We start from the raw sequence: 19,806 nt of genomic DNA on the forward strand, positions 1-19,806 counted from the left end.
ATATCCTACTTTTAATACAATTTATATACATGCTAAATAATAAATACCATAAGCTATTATATTGTATGTTAAGTACTTTTGGATATATTAAAAAATATGAATGATTTTTTAGCAGCCCGCTCGCAAATGGCCTTATCCTTAGGCTTTCATATCATATATTCATGCATTGGTATGGTGATGCCTGTTTTTATGGCGATATCACATTATAAGTGGATAAAAACCAATGATCACGTTTACAAAAACATAACCCAGGCCTGGAGCAAGGGCGTAGCTATATTTTTTGCTACCGGTGCGGTATCAGGTACCATGCTATCGTTTGAACTCGGGCTGTTGTGGCCCAAATTTATGGAACACGCCGGGCCTATATTCGGTATGCCTTTTTCATTTGAAGGTGTTGCATTTTTTATTGAAGCCATAGCCCTCGGCTTTTTTCTTTACGGATGGAACCGCCTTAACAAATGGTTTCACTGGGTTACAGGTATAGTTGTTGGTGTTAGCGGGGTTATTTCGGGCATATTGGTCGTATCAGCCAACTCGTGGATGAACAGTCCGGCCGGTTTTGATTATGTTAATGGACAATATATAAACATCGATCCCCTTAAAGCCATGTTTAATGAGGCCTGGTTCTCAGAGGCATTACACATGACCATCGCGGCATTCGCCGCAACAGGTTTCGCCGTAGCGGGCATACATGCCTTAATGATCTTGTTAAAAAGGAACGTAAACTTCCACACCAAAGCATTTAAAATAGCTATTGTGTTTGGCGCGGTGGCGGCTATTCTGCAACCGCTAAGTGGCGATATATCAGCCAAAGGTGCTGCCAGAAGACAGCCGGCCAAATCAGCAGCGATGGAAGCAAATTACCATACTGTACCTTACTCGCCCCTGCTTATAGGCGGTATACCCGATACGCTTAATAAAAAAGTGGATTATGGCATTGAAATACCCGGTCTGCTGAGCTTTTTAGTTTATGATGATTTTAAAACCCCGGTAACGGGCCTGGATAAAATACCGCAACAATATCAGCCAAATGTACCGGTTACGCATTACGCCTTTCAGCTAATGGTTGCCATAGGCATGTTTTTACTGTTGATAGCCCTTATTTACTTTTTTGCCTTATGGAAGAAAAAGGAATGGCTTACAAAAGACTGGTTCTTCAAACTATTTGTAATAGCCACACCGCTTGGTTTTATAGCCGTTGAAGCAGGCTGGACGGTGACCGAAGTAGGCCGACAGCCATGGATAATACAGGGCGTTATGCTCACCAGCCAGGCAGTTACCCCTATGCCCGGCATACAATATTCTTTTTACCTGTTCACCTTTGTGTATTTTACGCTGAGCGTTGCGGTAGTATTTTTATTGAGCAGGCAAATTAAAATGGTTCCGGAATTGTACGATCGTTAAAACTGAGTATATGCTGTATGTAGTTATTGGTTTTTTGTTTTTTGCTATTGTTTTATACTTCCTGCTTGGCGGTGCCGATTTTGGCGCGGGTATAATTGAACTCTTTACCTCCGATGATAATAAATCGCGTACCCGCCATACCAGCTACCAGGCCATTGGCCCTATATGGGAGGCAAACCATATGTGGCTCATCATAGCTATTGTTATTTTATTTGTAGGCTTCCCGGTTATTTATAGTGAGATATGCACTTACCTGCATATTCCCCTTTTAATTATGCTGATGGGGGTTACTGCACGTGGTACTGCATTCTCATTCCGCAACTATGATGCTGTTAAGGATGATAAAATGCAGAATCTTTATAACCATATATTTGTTTACTCCAGCTTTATAACACCTTTGTTTTTGGGCATTACTGCAGGGAGCGTTATTTCACGGCAGGTAGACCCTGCTGCTGATAGCTTTTTAACAGCCTTTGTATTTAGCTGGCTCAACTGGTTTTCGGTAGCAGTAGGTTTCTTTACGGTGGCCTTATGCGGCTTCCTGGCGGCGATATACCTTATCGGCGAAGCTAAAGAACAATTTGATGTTAAACGCTTCACCAAAAAAGCAGTTATAATGAATGCGGCTGCAGTGGGCTTTGGTGGCCTGGTTTTTTTAGCCGCCGAGGTTGAAAACGTGCATCTTGCCCATTGGATATTTGGCAACCCAGTTAGTTTAACAGCAGTAATAGCGGCATCAGTATCATTAGTATTGCTTTGGTATCTGTTAAGTAAGGGCAAAACCAAAGTCATCAGGATATTGGCCGGCTTTCAGGTTACAATGATATTAGTATCTGTAGGTTATCGGCACTTCCCGAATGTTATGATGGTAAAGGGCGGCAACAACCTGTCATTACTTACCAACCATGCACCTGCAGCAACAATTAATGACCTGGGCTGGGCGCTTTTAGTGGGTAGCTTGTTTATATTACCAGCATTAGGTTATTTATATTACAGTTTTCAAAAAAAGAAAGAAGCATAAAACCACTGTATTATGATCTCTATATTACAACAACAATATAAACTCATTCAGGGTTCAAGAGAAGTAGCGCTGAACTTTATTGAGACAGAGGTAGGCGAAGCATTGAATGCACCTGTTGACGCTTTTGAAAAAAGCACAATGCGTTATTTATTGGTACACGTTTCCAATTGTTATTTACAATGGATGTACAATTTTGCCATGGATAATAAACTTGAACTTTTTAATGATGAAGAATTTCGGACCGTAGCTGGTATACGTTCGCTATATGCAGATACCGATGATCTGGTAAAAAACTTTCTGGAAAGATTTGCTGATAAATTAGATGAACCTATTACCAGCACACTCTCACGTAACCGCACAATCACAGCCACTCCGCTTGAATTATTTACCCATGTTACAACCCACGAGTTTCATCACAAAGGCCAGGTGATGACCATGTGCCGCCTATTGGGTTATCCGCCACCGGATACAGATATTATCCGTACTTAAATTACAGCTGCAATATCCGTGGTGCCATTGCTTATGGTTAGCATCAGTACAAAAGCTGTTCTATGCATATCAATCTACGTTTTCAATTTAAATTATCTTATAAGTTATAAACTATTACTTCAAAATACAATCATTATTTCTGTAGTTAGTTACTTATAAATAATATCTTTGCCGCAATAACAAACACCCTAAATCACCCGTTGGAACTAAAAAGACTTTTATTCTTTTATAATTTGTCCTATTATTGTGCTAAAATGCGCCAAACAAATAGTATCATCAGCTGTTTGTGTTGTGATTTCTCCCATATGAAATATTTAAAATTCGCCCTGCTTTCTGTAATAATTACAACCTTTTGTTTGAGTACTAAGCCTGTTTCAGCTCAAAATATATCAAGCGTAAATGTCAATAATTTGTCTGACGCCCAAGTTCAGCAAATGGTACAGCAGGCACATGCTGCTGGCTTAAGTGATAATCAAATTGTACAGCAGGCTGAAGATAAGGGCATGTCTGCCGATCAGGGACAGCTCCTGCAAAAACGCATAGAGGCTTTGAGAAGCTCGGGAACAAGTGCACAAACAGATAGTGATGCAACCCAATCTCAGTCGCGTGCGCTCAACTACAATAGTACCGGATTAAATCAGCAAAAGCCATATTCGAACCAGGCTGATACTGCACCAAAGATATTTGGAGCAGACCTGTTTAGAAATAACAACTTAACTTTTGAACCCAATTTAAATTTAGCAACACCGGTAAACTACATAGTCGGCCCTAGCGACCAGCTAAATATAAATGTTTATGGCAATTCAATAGTTAACTGGAAACTGAATGTATCACCCGAGGGGAATATCAACATCCCAGGTATCGGCATAGTAAATGTTGCCGGTAAAACTATTGAGCAAGCTACCGCGCTTATAAAAAGTAAACTGGCAGCTAATAACTATGCCGTGGGGCATGGCACCAATGTACAGGTTAGTTTAGGCAATATCAGGAGTATTAAAGTGATTTTGGTTGGCGAAGTGCAAAAACCCGGTTCCTATACATTACCATCATTAGCAACGGTATTTAATGCATTATATGCCGCTGGCGGGCCCACTAAAAATGGTTCATTCCGCCAGATTGAGGTTATCAGAAACAACCGTATCATCAGGCGGTTAGACGTTTATGACTTTTTAGTTAAAGGTGAGCAGAAAGACAATATTGGTTTACAGGATCAGGATATTATCCGGATCCCTACTTACCGCGTCCGTGTTCAAATGACAGGCGAAGTAAAGACTCCTGCCCTGTTTGAGGTTCTACCGGGTGAAACCTTACAAGATGTGATAGGATTTGCCGGTGGTTTTACCGATCAGGCATATACGGCACTGATTAAAGTTTCCCAGATCAGTGACCAGCAGCGCAAAATAACAGATATTACCGAAGCTGATTATAAAAATTACATCCCGCTGCGTGGTGATATTTATACCGTTGACCATATATTGAACCGTTTTGAAAACCGTGTTACCATAAATGGTGCAGTTTTCAGGCCTGGGCAATATGAATTACAAAAAGGCTTAACATTAATGCAATTGATACAAAAAGCCGCTGGTATAAAGGAAGATGCTTTTACGGGCCTGGGTACTATTACAAGGTTAAATCCTGATAATACCACCGGGATCATATCCTTTAATTTAAAAGACCTTATTAATAAAACTATTGCAGATATCCCCCTACAACGGGAGGATGTAATAAGCATATCATCCATTTTTGATTTGCGTGACAAATATACCGTTACTATAAAAGGAGCGATACGCAGAGGTGGGATATTTGCTTATGCTGATAGCATTAGTGTGGAAGACCTGATTATTAAAGCCGGCGGCTTTGCCGAAGGTGGAAGCCCTAAGCGTATTGAAGTAGCACGCCGTGTAAATGATAGCGACCCTAACTCAAAAAGCAGCTCAGTAGCACAGGTATTTCAGGTTGATGTTAATGCGGAACTTGATAAGGAATTGGTAAACTTCAGGCTAAAACCATATGATATTGTATCAGTTTATAGCCTGCCTGGATATGAAATGCAAAGAACGGTGAAGATTGATGGTGAAGTATTGTATCCGGGTTATTATGTTATCAAAAATAAAAACGAAAAGATATCGGATATAGTGGCACGGGCAGGTGGTTTATCAGCATCAGCAGATGTGGAGGGTGGTACACTTAAACGTAGTAACACTGCTATACTCGGCGTTGATAAAAACAAAACAGATACAGCAGAATTGGCCCGGGAAAGAATAGCGCGTTTAGCACGCTTACATAAGACCTATAAAGACTCAACAAACGTTGCAGAAGATACTACACTTAGAAATAACTTTGTAGGAATAGACCTAAAAAGGATTTTAGAAAAACCAGGCAGCAATATTGACCTGCTGGTTGAGGATGGAGATGAGATAAGAATACCTAAACAACAGCAAATAGTGAGGGTTAATGGCGAAGTCCTGTACCCCAGCGCCGTTGTGTACACCGATGGAAAGAGCTTTAAAGATTATGTATTAAATGCCGGGGGCTTTTCACCTGAAGCATTAAAAAGAGGCGCATATATTGTTTATGCTAACGGGACAGTAAAAGGAACATCAAAATTCCTATTCTTCAACACCCACCCCAAAGTAAAGCCGGGAAGCGAAATATATGTACCTAAAAAACCGGAACCCAAAGGTGATACTACAGGAAAAATAATAGGGTATACAACTGCCCTGGCATCATTAGGTGCCATAATTCTGGGTATATTAAGTTTACATAAATAAGCAGCTACATTAATACAAACAACTATGAATCAAGCTGATCTTGAAAAAAAAACTGTTATTAATGAAGAAATTTATGTTATGGATTTGGCAGGCGAAATAAAAAAACTGATAGTATATCTTAAACATAAATGGCTGAATATCCTTGTTGTTGCAATTCTGGGAGGAGCATTAGGAATAGCATATTCTATTTATACTAAGCCACTTTATAAGGCGGTTTGCACTTTTGTACTTGATGATGCTAAAAGCGGTGGATTTGGCGGCCAATATGCTGGCCTTGCTTCATTAGCGGGAATAAATATTGGAGGCAGTAGCGGAGGTATTTTTCAGGGCGATAACATACTTCAATTATACAGTTCAAGAACAATGATTGAAAAAGCATTGCTTGGGACTGCAGATTTTAACGGTAAAAAATCACTGTTGATAGATAGATTTCTTGAAAGTTATAAAATTAGAGAAAAATGGACGGACAGTAAATTAACCAATATAAACTTTAATGGTGATCCGGATAAATTTAACAGGCAACAAGATAGTATAATCTCCAATCTTGTTGAATTATTTAATGCAAAAATTCTGGATGTATCAAAACCAGATAAAAAGCTTGATATTATCAATGTAACAGTTATTACTAAAGATGAACTGTTTTCTAAAACCTTTACAGATCAGCTAGTTAAAACTGTTAATGATTTTTACATACAAACAAAAACAAAAAAGGAATACCAAAATGTCCAGATTTTACAACATAGGGCAGATAGCGTAAAACTGGCTTTAAATTCATCTATAATTGGTGTGGCATCAGCAATAGATGCTGACCCGAACGCTAATCCACAATTAATTGCACTAAGAGTACCATCCCAAAAAAGGCAGGTAGACGTACAAACTAATACAGCTATATATAGTGCAATGATACAAAACCTGGAATTAGCAAAAATTTCACTACGTCAAGAAATGCCTTTAATACAAATAATTGATAGTCCTGTACTACCTTTAACCGTAAATAAAACAAGCAAAATAAAAGGCTTTTTGGTAGGCTTTTTGACATCGGCATTCTTTATAACAATAATACTGGCTATTAGAAAATTGATTAAATAGACATAATAACGATACGATTCAATATACAAAAAAGATGAAAGTAGTCTTGCTTGCAGATGGGCCAGGCACCATAATTAAAAGTTAACATATATTTACATACACATATCCACTTAATTATTTCTTGTTTAGTACAATATTTAATACAATAACCGAAATAAGCTATTAAGTATAAGTATTTGATGAAAAAAGCATTAGAATCTCTTTTTAAAAATATCGGTTACATTTTATCCTTCATATTTCCGTTCACTATATATATAAATGTGCGGAGATTCAGATCCGCTATTTTTAGCGGTTATATTAAGCGGCAATTTAAAAGTGTCGGTGCAAACTTTAATGTTGATTCACCCCTGCTTGTATATGGCAGTAAGTATATTGCTATTGGCGATAACTTTATTGCAGGTGCCAGGTTAAGAATTGAAGCTTACGATAAGTTCATGAATACAAACTACACTCCCCAAATAGTTATTGGCAATAATGTTAATATTAATTTTGATTGTCATATAGGCTGCATTGATAGTATTAAAATAGGAAACAATGTATTAATTGCCAGCAAAGTATTGATTATAGATCATGCCCATGGAAGCAGCACACTCAACGATATTAAATATCCTCCCTTACAACGAGAATTGGTTTCAAAAGGGCCAATTGTTATTGGTGATAACGTATGGATAGGTGAAGGATGTGCTATTTTACCTGGAGTAAAAATAGGAGAAAACTGTATAATTGGTAGTAATGCTGTTGTGACAAAAAGCTTTGGCGCAAACAGTATAATCGGGGGTAATCCTGCCAAGTTAATTAAATATATAGAATAATTATTATTCAGATATAATCATGGTAGTGGGCGAAAGTTTAAGTGGAGTTATTATTTTATACAATCCTGATAAAGATGTAATTGGTAATATCACCTCATATCTCAACACTTTGTCCTGCTTATATGTAATAGATAACTCAGAATCAATTGATAAACAGATAGTTGATTCGATTAATACATTAGGCAATAAAATAAAATACCTCAGTTTAGGTGGTAATCTTGGTGTAGCTACAGCTCTTAACACAGGGTGTAATATGGCATATGAGGCTGGCTATAAGTGGATTTTAACGATGGATCAGGATTCTTCTATAGATAATGGCTTTTTTGATATTGCGAAGCCATTACTTTCTGATTTCCAGAACGCAATAATTGCCGCAAGCTACAACAGCTTTTTTTATAAACCAGAACCCAGCATTTATCCTGGCTTCATTTCGACAGGTACAGTTATTACTTCTGCTAATTTACTTAATCTGGGGGCTTGGAAAAGTTTAAGCGGCTTTTGCGAAAAATTCTTTATTGATGAAGTAGATAATGAATTTTGCATCAGAGCTATAAAAGCAGGTTATAAAATTCAAGCAACTAAAAACATATACTTAAAACATAACTTGGGAATTAAGTATTTTAAAAAAAATATAATAACTAGACAAACTCGCCAATTAACAACGCATTCACCGGCGAGGGTGTATTACATGACCCGCAATAATTTATTTTTATGGAAAAAATACATCTTCACCAACCCAGGATTAATTTTTAATCGAATAAAAAATTTAATAAGGCTTGTTGGCGAAGTAACTTTTTACTACCCCGATAGAATAACATATTACAAATATATTGCTAAAGGCACGTATGATTTTTTAATATCAAAGTATGGCAGAATTTAAAATATCTGTAGCAATGACTACTTATAATGGCGAAATGTATCTGCAACAACAAATAGATTCCATTATTAACCAAACCTATAGCCCCGATGAAATTATTGTGTCAGACGATTGCTCTACCGATGGTACAAAAGAAATATTAAAAGAATATCAGGCTAAGGGCTTAATTATATATTTAACAAACAACGGCAAAAATGGAGTAGTACCTAACTTTAAAAATGCAGTAAAACACTGTAAGAAAGATAATTTTATTGCTTTAGCGGATCAAGACGATATATGGCTTCCAGAAAAACTAGAAACAGCTTTAACTCAATTAAAAAAAATTGATATAAACATACCTGCACTTGTTTTTTCAGATCTCAATGTTATTGATGGTGATAATAAAACTATTAATCAATCTTTTTTTAAAGAAATTGTTAAAGTAGATCCTCAATTTGAACAACTACGATCATTAATGTACTCTAATAAGGTAATAGGCTGCGCAACATTATTTAATCCTTGTATGCGCAATTATTTTGACAGTATGCCCAATGATGTTTTTATGCATGACTATTGGATTGCTTTAATTGCTTTTACCTTTGGTCAACATGTGTATATTAACCAACCATTAATAAAATACAGGCGCCATAATAATAATGTTACTAGTGCTAATGATGCCGTTTACCATAAGTTTATTAAAGAACTGCTTGATTATTTATTAAACAGAAAAGTTGACTTAGATAATCATATAAAAACACTAAAGCTGTTCTATAATTTATACCAGCAAAATTTAACAGTTTTGCAAACTATTGAAATAAATAAATTTATTGACTTGCAAAACCATAGTACTTTTATTAAAAGAATGCAAACTTTCAGATACAAAAAAGCAAAGCCATAATTATCAGCAATAAAAAAATGGGATTTAAAATTTTTCAACCAGTACTTTTATTTGCCTCCGTATGGTTGTTTGTTATACTGTTATTTTCCTTTCGCTTTAGTTATCTCCTAAATCAGGATATTAACTACGCTTATATATTTTATGGTATTTCTCTATTCTTTTTTTTGATAGGTTATTTTGGAATGTTTGTATTTAATAAAGAACTAAGCATAGGTAAAATACAATTATTAACAATTACTGAAAAGCTGAAGAAAAGAATTTTTAAGTTCTTTTATTTATGGGCAATTGTATCGATTTTTGAAATTATTGCATCAGGAGGGGTTCCGATTGTATGGCTGTTTACAGGTAGTTCAAAAGACTATATGGATTTTGGTATCCATTCCATACATGGACTAATGAATGCATTGGAACTTTCATTGGGGGTATTAGGATATTATGTATATAGGGTAACAAAAGAAAAAAAATTCCTTTTCTTAACTTTTACTTTCTTCCTATGGAACCTTATAATAATCACTAGACAAGTAGATGTAGTGTTGATTGTTGAAGTATTTTTTGTTTATCTCCTTTTATCAGATAATAAATTAAAACTCCTAAGAAATATTTTAATATCATCGTTATTATTCGTAATACTATTTGGTATAGCCGGGGACGCTCGAAGTGGAGCTGACAACTTCACGCAATTGGCTCAACCAACTGATAATTGGCCTGATTGGCTCCCATCTGGATTTTTATGGGTATACATATACATAACTACCCCGCTTAATAATTTACTTTTCAGCTTTACATTTACTGTAAAACATTACCAGTTTTTGTTCCCTAACACCTTGTCATTACTTTTCCCAAGCTTTATTAGGGGGCTTATTTATGGCCCTGAAGGAGGGGATGTATCAGGCAATTTAGTAACCGATGCGTTTAATGTAAGCAGTGCTTTCGCATCACCTTACCAGGATATGGGCTATTATGGAATTATGTTATTTTCAGTTTTTGCAGGAGCCTTTACTAATGTTGTATGGTGGTGTAAAGGCATTAAACGGATATTTTTCAGGGCCATAATTGCACAAATACTTATATTGTCTATATTTTTTAATCACTTCTTTTACTTGCCTGTATCGTTTCAGTTTGTTTGGATATTAATAATTTTGGGAAATTACAAAAATGAGGAACTACCGATCATTAAGCCTAATTAAAAGACAATTAAACACATCATTAAAATATAATCAACCCAAAATAGCTATAGGGGTTAGAGTAAAAAATGAAATTAGTGCAATAAAGAGTTTTTGGGAGTCGATAAAAAAACAAACTTATTTTGAACATTTAGAACTTCTTTTTATTGATAGCGGAAGTACTGACGGAACACTTGAATTTCTTAAGGAATTAAACTGTAACTTATATACTATATCTCCAAGCGAATTCTCATTTGGAGATACTTGCAACTTGGTTTTAGAACTTACCGAAAGCGAGTATGTGTGTTTTTTCTCCGGCCACGTAATTCTGGAAAGCGACAAACTCATTGAAACCGTTGTTAATTATATCAAAACAAATCCTCCTATTTCCGGCTATTTCAGGCAAGTGCCTAATTATGTGGTTGGTTGTTCCATTTATGATAAAACTTTTTTAAAGTATAGATATAAATCTTATAATAATGTTCCTCTTCCCATATTGGCTACACCACAAAATAATAGCTTTTCAAATGCTGCCTCATTGGTTTACAGAGGACATTGGAGCACAGTAAACTTTGAAGAAGTTGGTGCCAGCGAGGATTATTTTTGGTCTACTAAAATCATGCAAACAGGAGGAGAAATATACTATTTCCATATGTTAAATGTAAAACACAGTCACAATGAAACCTTAAACGATGTTTACAAACGGGTAAAAATAAATGCTAAAGAACGATACCCTAATGGAGTAAATCTATTTAAACTGATTGTAATTTTTTGCAAAGTTTTTTTTGCACTGTTTTTTAACTCATATAAGTTTTTAAGTGCTGTTAAATATGCAAACGCACATACTAAAGCATATGCCGATATCAATAAATCTTAGAATTTTCAATAATTATTCCAGTTAATGGATATTAGAAATTAAATGACACAACAACCTACCATTGCACTTTTAATACCAACCCTTAATGCTTCAAAAAACTGGATGTCAGTTTTAAATAGTATAAATGAGCAAACATATAACAATATAAAAAAAATCATAATAGATTCAGGTTCAACAGACGATACTATTATACTTGCAAAAAAAAATGGCTTTCTGGTTAATCAAATCTCCTCCTCTGAATTTAATCATGGAGCTACCAGACAATTATTAGTTGATCTATCTGAAGATACTGATATATGCGTTTTTTTAACACAGGATGCCATTTTAGCTTCCCCTGATAGTATTGCCAATATTATTAAAGCTTTTGACGACCCGCAGGTTGGTATTGCTTACGGAAGACAATTACCACACAAAAATGCAAAGGCTTTAGAAACACATGCCCGGCTGTTTAATTATCCGGATAGTCCCGAAGTTGTTTCAATGAACGATCTGAATAAAAAAGGCTTTAAAATTTTCTTTTGCTCTAATTCATTCTCGGCTTATCGCCGAAGTACGCTACAGTCTGTCGGGGGTTTTCCAACCGATTCAATAATGGGTGAAGATGCAATTGTAGCTGCGAAAATGTTAATTGCAGGTTATAAAAAAGCCTATGTGGCCGATGCTACGGTTTATCATTCGCATAGTTATACACTTAGTGAAGAATTTAAACGCTATTTTGATACCCGTGTATTTCATGAACAAAATAAATGGTTGATCGATGATTTTGGTAAACCTACCGGCGAAGGTTTTAAATTTATTAAATCGGAATTGCTTTATATTATCAAACATGATAAAATCAGAATAGTTAAATCTATAAGTTCTATTTTTGCGAAATGGCTTGGGTATAATAGCGGGGGATTTTTCAAAAAAATGCCAAAGAGCCTGGTAAAGAAATTATCCATGCACTCCTTTTATTGGAAACAATATTAAATTTATTACAAACATTTAATATTATATATGGATCAACAATAAAAGCATTATAAAAAACAAGACAGATGTGTGTTTTAATAAACAGTCTTCCGAATCGATTATAGAAGCTATAAATTTATTTGAAAAATATAAAACAATTTGATCATACTGAAATTGTAAAGCATATATTCAAGTTTTCAACTCAAAGGTATAAAACCGAGACATTCAATTAAATGGAAATAATATCACCTAAAATATAATACAATAATTATAAATCATTTTGGTGCTATAATTGTTACAAATAATTATGAACAGTATAATAAATATAAATTCTCTTAATAAAGGTTCGTTTAATTAATAATTTTTGTATTTTTGCATCATATACCTATGCCTGTACGTTACTCAAAACATCTGCCTCCAACTATTTTCATAGCCGATTTGTTGCTGCTAAACCTGGCACTATACATAGCACATTTAGCAACATTTCACAATCTATCACCACAAAATGAATCATTGCTTTTTATTATAGTTGCAAATATTGCATGGACTATTGCTTCACTAACAACAAAAAGCTTTCAAGTAAAACGCCCATTATTTTTAAAAGATAATATACATACCTTTCTGGTTACGTTAATTTATCATTTATTATTAATATTCAGTGCGATCTATTTCTTAAAGATTGATAATATATCAAGGAAAGAAGTAACTATTGCTTATCTCATTTTTCCAATACTTGTAATTCTTACCAGGTCTGTTTTATTTGTCTCGCTTGATTATTACCGTAAACATGGCTACAACCTGCGTAAAATAATGATCGTAGGCGATAAAAATATTGCGGTAAGGCTGGCAAAATCATTTTCACAACATCCGGAATATGGATATGATCTTACCAATTTCATTTCAGAAGATGAACTCACTAAAATAGCAGACACCCCTCTTTTAAACAAAATCCTGGCTAATAAACCCGATGAAATTTTCATCTGCTTTAAACAAATGAATGATACGCTTTTAAAAGAACTTATACAGATTGGCGAAGACCATTCAATTAAAATAAAAGTAGTACCAGACGTGATGCTGAATAGTAACCATGCCGAATTAGTTACCTATGACACGTTTCCGATATTACACATTAGTGCACAATCTTCTATCGATTTAAAGATCCGTTTTTTAAAACGCACTTTCGATATAATTTTTTCCTCGGTTTTAATGACTACCGGGCTGCCAGTGTTTGGTTTGCTATACATTATTACAAAAACAACATCAAAAGGGCCAGCCTTTTATAAACAGGAAAGAATAGGTAGAAACGGCAAACCGTTTTACATCTATAAATTCAGAAGTATGTATGTTGATGCTGAAAAATTCGGCCCGCAGCTTTCAAAAGATAATGATCCGCGAATTACAAAATGGGGGGTGATTATCAGAAAAACCCGACTGGATGAATTACCACAATTTTGGAACGTATTAAAAGGAGAAATGTCTGTTGTTGGCCCACGTCCTGAAAGACAGTTCTATATTGACAAAATAGTTGAAAAGAATCCTAATTACAAAAAGCTGTTAAGTTTAAGGCCCGGTATTACTTCTATTGGCCAGGTTCAATACGGATATGCCGAAAATATTGATGAGATGTGCAACCGTGTGAGGTACGACCTTATTTATTTAGATAACGTTAATCTGAATGCTGACATCAATATCATATACAAAACAGTTAAGGTAATGATACAAAGAAAAGGTAAATAACAAAGTTTGGCACAGATTTGGCACTAGGTGCTACATGAAAGTATTAGATTTAAAAATCGCTGCCCCTCTTAAAACTACCGAAAAATTGATCAGGGCCATTCTTCAAAGAGATATAGATGCCTTTAAGGCTACCAACATGCAATTTCTGCGTAATAATAAAATATACAATCCGCAATACACAGGTTTAATAGCCTGATCCTACGTACTACTACATCTACCTATGATTAAGAGCTTTCATTTTGAAAGCTTTTTTTGTTCCCCTAAATAAGATCAGCGTTGCTGGGATTGCTGGTATTTATAATGGAGTTGTTGAAGGCTTTCTGTTGAAGCATCGTCGGTTGAAATACCATAACCTGAAACAAGTATACCTTTTATGCCCGATGCTGATGCCAGCGCATAAACGATTGCCTCATCAGCCGGATCAGAAGCACCTTCATAACGGTAAAGGTCTACTATCTCAAATTCGTTGGCAGCAAATGCCTGCTCCCCCGCTTTAAACTGATTCTCTATTAAATTAAAATCAAGCGTATAACCCTGCTCTTTTAACTGGCTTATAGCCTCGGTAACGGTGGCGTAGTGAAATTTTTGATCCATGTAAGTAAAATTAAAGAATAATGCGGGCAACAACCAATAATTAGTGTCCTAAAATTATCATACAAGTGTCTTAAATAAAACAGAGTTATTGAACAGCAACCGCCTTCTTTATATACTTCTTTATGATAGATAATAACTGATAAGGTTGAAATGGTTTTGTAATACAATCAGAAAATCCACTGGCTATTAGATTAGTAAGCATTTCCTGGTCAACCACAGATGCTGTAAACGCGATTACCGGAATTTGCGGATACATTTTTTTTATCTCGTAAATAGCAATATAACCGTTCATAACCGGCATTTCCAAATCCAGCAGGATAACATCATAGGCTGCATCTTTTTCCAGTGCATCTAGTGCCTCTTTACCATTAAAAACACCGCTAACCAGGGCTTTATAATTGATTAACACCTTTTTTGCTACCATCATATTTATCTGGTTATCTTCTACCAATAAAACGCGGGTACCAGCCAAATTATCTTCACTCTCCGTATTTGTTACCGAGCTTGATTTATGTTGTACATAATCAAGTTTTAGATCAAAGCTGAATATACTCCCCTTACCTTTTTCGCTGGTTAAATTAAGGGAGCTATTCATGAGTTTTAACAGGCGCATACAAATATTCAACCCCAGCCCTGTGCCATGCAATGTTTTAGTGTTACCATTATACACCTGCCAAAACCCCTCAAATATTTGTTTCTGATCCTCTTTGGCTATACCTATACCTGTATCTTCCACGCTAAAGCTTACCACTGCTGCAGTTTTACTGCTGCTTTTCATGGTAGCCTTTAATTTAACATATCCTTTCTCTGTAAATTTCAGGGCGTTGGAGAAAAGGTTATTAAAAACCTGTATTAAGCGCAGATCATCTACCAAAACAATAACATCCAGTCCCGGGCCAATTTCAGTTTTAAGCTCGATCCCTTTTTCCTGGTAAAGGGACGTAAAGGGCATACTCACATTCTGCATCAGTTGCTTCAAGTTCAGGCTAACTGGGTGTATTTCCAGCTTATTAGCCTCTATCTTATTAAAATCGAGTATGTTATTTATTTGTTGCAGCATATGGTCTGAGCAATACTTCAATACCTGTATGTACTCATCTTGCTGCGCTATACTATGTTCTTGTTTTAATAGGTTTATAACCCCTATTATGCCATTTAAAGGTGTGCGCAACTCATGCCCCATTGTGGCCAGAAAGCGTGTTCTGGAATCTACCACCCGTTTGCTTTGTTCCATTAGCTCACGAATGTACTTTTCCTCGAAAAAAGTGTAGGCAATAGCAAACAATATGGTTGATGAGATAGCAACAATTCGGTTAAACAATACCAGTTTACTTATTTGTGCTGCTGTTAAGTGTTCAAGATGATTAATGTAACGGCCTGCGACAATAGTAACGCAAAATGAAAAAAGAATAATGGCAATATAAATACCCGACTCACGGTACCTGGTTCGCTTAAGATTAACAATAATTGGTACAGCTATCAGTATAGGGAAAAAATACAGGTATTGATCTGTATCCAGTCCCTCAAACAAGGTTGCAGATATTATCATACCACAAATCAGTATAATAATAGTAATGGGCAGGTTTTCTATTGCTTCATTGTATTTCAAAAGAATGAACATCAATGTAGCAAAACAAAAACATGCCACTAAGAACGATGAAACATATAGCCCGATACCTGCGTCATAAAAAGAAAGCCCAATACCTATCAACAAAGCAGCAATACCCAGCTGATATGTCCTTTTGGGTACTTCCTTCATATCATAAAGCGGGTTCAGATGCTTATCATCATCTTTGATCGGTTTATGATATTTATCTGTTCCTGTATTGTTCACCATTTGACTTGAATCCATATACTTTCACCTCTACTAACATATAAAGGGTTGAATAGTGCTGATTTTATAAAAGTATTTTAAAATTACCGGGTATAACTGACATACCAAATATCGAATAAAATGAACAAATGAAATTATTTTAAGCTCAAACCCTTTAAAATTTAACTTCCGATTTAAAAATACTTATCAACTGTTAATCCATAAGCAAAAATAAGGTTGTCACTATGGGTAATACTCATTTTTTATTGTAGATAAGCGAACCATTAAACATTTTTCTTAAATCTATGTTCACCATAAAATAATATAGGCTATACTAATATCATTTAGCTTTGGTTCAATATGAATAATCTTCTTAACCTTATTTATGGATAACCAACTGCAATCCTGGTCGCAACAATTCCCCACATGGGTTTGGAATGTAGGCATAGTTATTCTTTCATTATTACTGGGTTTTATTATAAAAGCCATTATCACCGGTATTCTCCATTTCTATAAAAAACAGAAGGATTACTCCCTGTTCAAATCCATCATTACTCACTTAGGCCGGCCGTTAAATATATTTGTGCCGCTGCTTACGCTTAATTTCATGCAATCCTTCTTAAAATTAAGCCCGATGTACCTAACTCCTCTTGATCGGATCATCGGTATACTACTTATCATATCGTTTGCCAGCCTGCTCATCAGCAGCATCAAAATTTTTGAGGATTATGTATATCACCAATACGATCTTAATAAAGACGATAATCTAAGAGAACGCAAGGTTAGAACCCAGCTTATCTTCATCCGCAAAGTGATCATCATTTTCATAGTATTAGTAACCATTGCCATCATTTTGCTCAGCTTTGATAATGTCCGTAAAATTGGCGACGGGCTTTTAACCGGCGTAGGTATCAGCAGTATTATTGTAGGCTTTGCCGCGCAGAAATCATTGAGTAACTTTTTAGCAGGATTTCAGATTGCTTTTACACAACCCATACGCATTGATGATGTGCTGGTAGTTGAAGGCGAATGGGGCCGCGTGGAAGATATAACCCTAACCTATGTAGTACTTAGCATATGGGACCAGCGCCGGCTCATTTTGCCGATTACCTACTTTATTGAAAAGCCTTTCCAAAACTGGACGAGAAGCACCTCGGAAATTTTAGGGACCGTGTTTCTTTATGTCGATTATACCTTCCCTGTTGAAAGCTTAAGAACCGAACTTAACCGGTTATTGACAACCACTCAATTGTGGGACAAAAGAGTGGGGAAATTACAGGTAACCGACTCAAAAGAACATACCATTGAATTAAGGATATTGGTGAGTGCCCGCAATTCTTCTGATGCTTTTGATCTGCGTTGTTATATGCGCGAAAACCTGTTAAAGTATATTAGTGAAACCCTGCCGCTAAGCTTGCCGCAAACCCGTTATCAGCAAAATAAGACAGGACTAGAGAAACCCGATAATTAACAGCAGAAAACTTATGATTCTACTCAAAAGTTATATATTTGAACTACGCGAGACTACCTATTAATTAAAAATAAATAAACACATATGCAGGATTTAGACCCAACCATTCTCCAAAAGGTAAATTCATGGCTTCAAGGAAGTTATGACGATGATGTTAAGCAACAAATTCAGAGTTTACTTGATGAGAAAGCCTACACTGAGCTAACTGATTCATTTTATCGTGATCTTGAATTTGGAACTGGCGGACTACGCGGAACAATGGGTCCGGGTTCAAACCGTATAAATAAATATACCATTGGTGCTGCCACACAAGGCCTGGCAAACTACCTGAAGAAGAAATACCCGGGCGAAAAAGTTAAAGTTGCCATAGCGCACGACAGCCGTAACAATGCTGATCTTTTCTCGACCATTACTGCTGAAGTATTTTCGGCAAATGATATACATGTTTACTATTTCAATGCCTTACGCCCTACTCCTGAGCTATCATTCGCGGTACGCCATTTTGGATGTAAAAGTGGTGTAATGCTAACTGCTTCACATAATCCAAAGGAGTATAACGGCTACAAAGCTTACGGAGCCGATGGCGGTCAGTTTGTATCACCTGATGATAAGGCTGTTATGGATGAAGTAGCAGCGATCAGCAGTGTTGATGAAATTAAATTCAATCGTATTGATGCCAATATTGAAGAAATAGGCAAGGAAGTAGATGAACTGTATTTAAGCGAGATAACCAAGCTTTCAGTTTCACCAGAAGCTATACAGCGCCAAAAGGACCTGAAAATTGTTTACTCCCCTATCCACGGAACGGGTATTACTTTAGTGCCGCAGGCATTGGAACGTTTCGGCTTTGAGAATGTGATCCTGGTTGAAGAACAGATCACCCCTGATGGCAATTTCCCTACGGTGATATATCCTAACCCCGAAGAAAAAGAAGCTTTAACACTGGCCCTTAAAAAGGCCAAGGAAGTGGATGCCGATCTGGTATTGGCAACCGACCCAGATGCTGACCGTGTAGGTATAGCCGTAAAAAATACTGATAACGAGTTTATACTGCTTAATGGCAATCAAACCGGCGCCATGCTTATCAATTATTTATTGAGCGCATGGGAAGAAAAAGGCAAGCTTACCGGTAAGGAATACATTGTTAAAACCATTGTAACCACCAACCTTATTGAGCAGATAGCCAAAGCCAAAAATGTCACCTATTACAACACCTTAACAGGCTTTAAATACATTGGCGAACTGATGACCAAATTTCAAGGTAAACAAACCTTTATAGGCGGCGGTGAAGAAAGCTATGGCTACCTGATAGGTGAACTGGTAAGGGATAAGGACGCGGTAGTTTCGAGCGCGTTTATTGCGGAAATGACTGCTTATTATAAGGACAAAGGCAGCAGCTTATTTGAGGCATTGCTTGATACCTATGTACAGTACGGTTTTTATAAAGAAAAACTTATCTCCCTTACCAAAAAAGGCAAAACAGGCGCCGAAGAGATCAAAGCGATGATGGAAACTTACAGAACCAATCCACCGGCAACGCTGGGCGGCTCAAAAGTGATCACGCTTAAAGATTATGAGAAAGGTATTGAAACCGACCTGACCAGCAATACAACCCAGCCTCTGGAATTCCCTGCATCTGATGTATTGCAGTTTATAACTGAAGATGGCAGCATTATCTCTGCCCGCCCATCAGGTACAGAGCCTAAGATCAAATTCTATTGCAGCGTTAACGGCAAACTGACCGATACCGCGGCTTATGCTGAAACTGATAAACAGCTTGACGAGAAGATCTCAGCTATTATGAAGGATCTCGGCGTATAAGTTCATATTATTATTAAACAATAAATCCCGGTGCAATACACC

17 protein-coding genes are annotated in these 19,806 nt (G+C 36.2%); 15 read left to right on the forward strand and 2 right to left on the reverse strand.

The window, feature by feature from the left end:
- Window positions 1–96: 96 nt before the first annotated feature.
- The 13 genes from BLU33_RS13700 (at window position 97) to BLU33_RS25110 (ending at window position 14,261) form a co-directional block, all read left to right on the forward strand.
- A complete protein-coding gene (locus tag BLU33_RS13700; RefSeq protein ID WP_091373783.1) occupies window positions 97–1,404 on the forward strand; it encodes a cytochrome ubiquinol oxidase subunit I in 1,308 nt (435 codons plus the stop codon).
- Between the two features lie 10 nt (window positions 1,405–1,414).
- Window positions 1,415–2,425 carry a cytochrome d ubiquinol oxidase subunit II gene (locus BLU33_RS13705; RefSeq protein WP_091373786.1) on the forward strand — a complete coding sequence of 337 codons (1,011 nt, stop codon included), beginning with the start codon at window positions 1,415–1,417 and terminating at the stop codon, window positions 2,423–2,425.
- A 12-nt stretch (window positions 2,426–2,437) separates the two neighbouring features.
- The gene (locus tag BLU33_RS13710; RefSeq protein WP_091373789.1) at window positions 2,438–2,914 is read left to right on the forward strand and encodes a DinB family protein; all 477 of its coding nucleotides are present in this window, start codon (window positions 2,438–2,440) and stop codon (window positions 2,912–2,914) included.
- Between the two features lie 305 nt (window positions 2,915–3,219).
- On the forward strand, window positions 3,220–5,685 hold the full coding sequence (locus BLU33_RS13715) for an SLBB domain-containing protein (protein ID WP_091373792.1): 2,466 nt from the start codon (window positions 3,220–3,222) through the stop codon (window positions 5,683–5,685).
- Between the two features lie 24 nt (window positions 5,686–5,709).
- Window positions 5,710–6,774, forward strand: a complete 1,065-nt coding sequence (locus BLU33_RS13720) for a GumC domain-containing protein (protein WP_091373796.1) — start codon at window positions 5,710–5,712, stop codon at window positions 6,772–6,774.
- Window positions 6,775–6,953: 179 nt separating this feature from the next.
- Window positions 6,954–7,586, forward strand: a complete 633-nt coding sequence (locus tag BLU33_RS13725; RefSeq protein WP_091373799.1) for a DapH/DapD/GlmU-related protein — start codon at window positions 6,954–6,956, stop codon at window positions 7,584–7,586.
- A 19-nt stretch (window positions 7,587–7,605) separates the two neighbouring features.
- Complete coding sequence (locus BLU33_RS13730) at window positions 7,606–8,466, forward strand: glycosyltransferase (protein ID WP_091373802.1); 861 nt, start codon at window positions 7,606–7,608, stop codon at window positions 8,464–8,466.
- Window positions 8,453–9,340, forward strand: coding sequence for a glycosyltransferase family 2 protein (locus BLU33_RS13735; protein ID WP_091373804.1), 888 nt, complete (start codon window positions 8,453–8,455; stop codon window positions 9,338–9,340). The genes BLU33_RS13730 and BLU33_RS13735 overlap by 14 nt, the downstream gene beginning before the upstream one ends.
- Before the next feature lie 17 nt (window positions 9,341–9,357).
- Window positions 9,358–10,527, forward strand: coding sequence for an O-antigen polymerase (locus BLU33_RS13740; protein ID WP_091373807.1), 1,170 nt, complete (start codon window positions 9,358–9,360; stop codon window positions 10,525–10,527).
- A complete protein-coding gene (locus tag BLU33_RS13745; RefSeq protein ID WP_091373810.1) occupies window positions 10,496–11,380 on the forward strand; it encodes a glycosyltransferase family 2 protein in 885 nt (294 codons plus the stop codon). The genes BLU33_RS13740 and BLU33_RS13745 overlap by 32 nt, the downstream gene beginning before the upstream one ends.
- A 102-nt stretch (window positions 11,381–11,482) precedes the next feature.
- Complete coding sequence (locus tag BLU33_RS13750) at window positions 11,483–12,349, forward strand: glycosyltransferase (protein WP_232009284.1); 867 nt, start codon at window positions 11,483–11,485, stop codon at window positions 12,347–12,349.
- A 366-nt stretch (window positions 12,350–12,715) separates the two neighbouring features.
- Entirely contained in the window at window positions 12,716–14,065 is a 1,350-nt protein-coding gene (locus BLU33_RS13755; protein ID WP_091373816.1) for a sugar transferase, read from the forward strand.
- 34 nt (window positions 14,066–14,099) lie between these two features.
- Window positions 14,100–14,261 (forward strand): hypothetical protein, encoded by a 162-nt coding sequence (locus BLU33_RS25110; RefSeq protein ID WP_157682144.1) that lies wholly within the window; start codon window positions 14,100–14,102, stop codon window positions 14,259–14,261.
- Between the two features lie 74 nt (window positions 14,262–14,335).
- Here BLU33_RS25110 and BLU33_RS13760 read toward each other — a convergent pair whose 3' ends face one another.
- The gene (locus tag BLU33_RS13760) at window positions 14,336–14,659 is read right to left on the reverse strand and encodes a hypothetical protein (RefSeq protein WP_091373817.1); all 324 of its coding nucleotides are present in this window, start codon (window positions 14,657–14,659) and stop codon (window positions 14,336–14,338) included.
- 85 nt (window positions 14,660–14,744) lie between these two features.
- On the reverse strand, window positions 14,745–16,511 hold the full coding sequence (locus tag BLU33_RS13765) for an ATP-binding response regulator (protein ID WP_091373820.1): 1,767 nt from the start codon (window positions 16,509–16,511) through the stop codon (window positions 14,745–14,747).
- Window positions 16,512–16,857: 346 nt separating this feature from the next.
- On the opposite strand from BLU33_RS13765, the gene BLU33_RS13770 reads away from it, so the two are divergent.
- Together BLU33_RS13770 and BLU33_RS13775 are read left to right on the forward strand one after the other, a co-directional pair.
- Window positions 16,858–17,943 carry a mechanosensitive ion channel family protein gene (locus BLU33_RS13770; protein WP_091373822.1) on the forward strand — a complete coding sequence of 362 codons (1,086 nt, stop codon included), beginning with the start codon at window positions 16,858–16,860 and terminating at the stop codon, window positions 17,941–17,943.
- Window positions 17,944–18,027: 84 nt separating this feature from the next.
- Entirely contained in the window at window positions 18,028–19,764 is a 1,737-nt protein-coding gene (locus BLU33_RS13775; protein WP_091373824.1) for a phospho-sugar mutase, read from the forward strand.
- Window positions 19,765–19,806 lie beyond the last annotated feature (42 nt).

It is taken from the genome of Mucilaginibacter mallensis (genome assembly GCF_900105165.1).
Classification (GTDB): domain Bacteria; phylum Bacteroidota; class Bacteroidia; order Sphingobacteriales; family Sphingobacteriaceae; genus Mucilaginibacter; species Mucilaginibacter mallensis.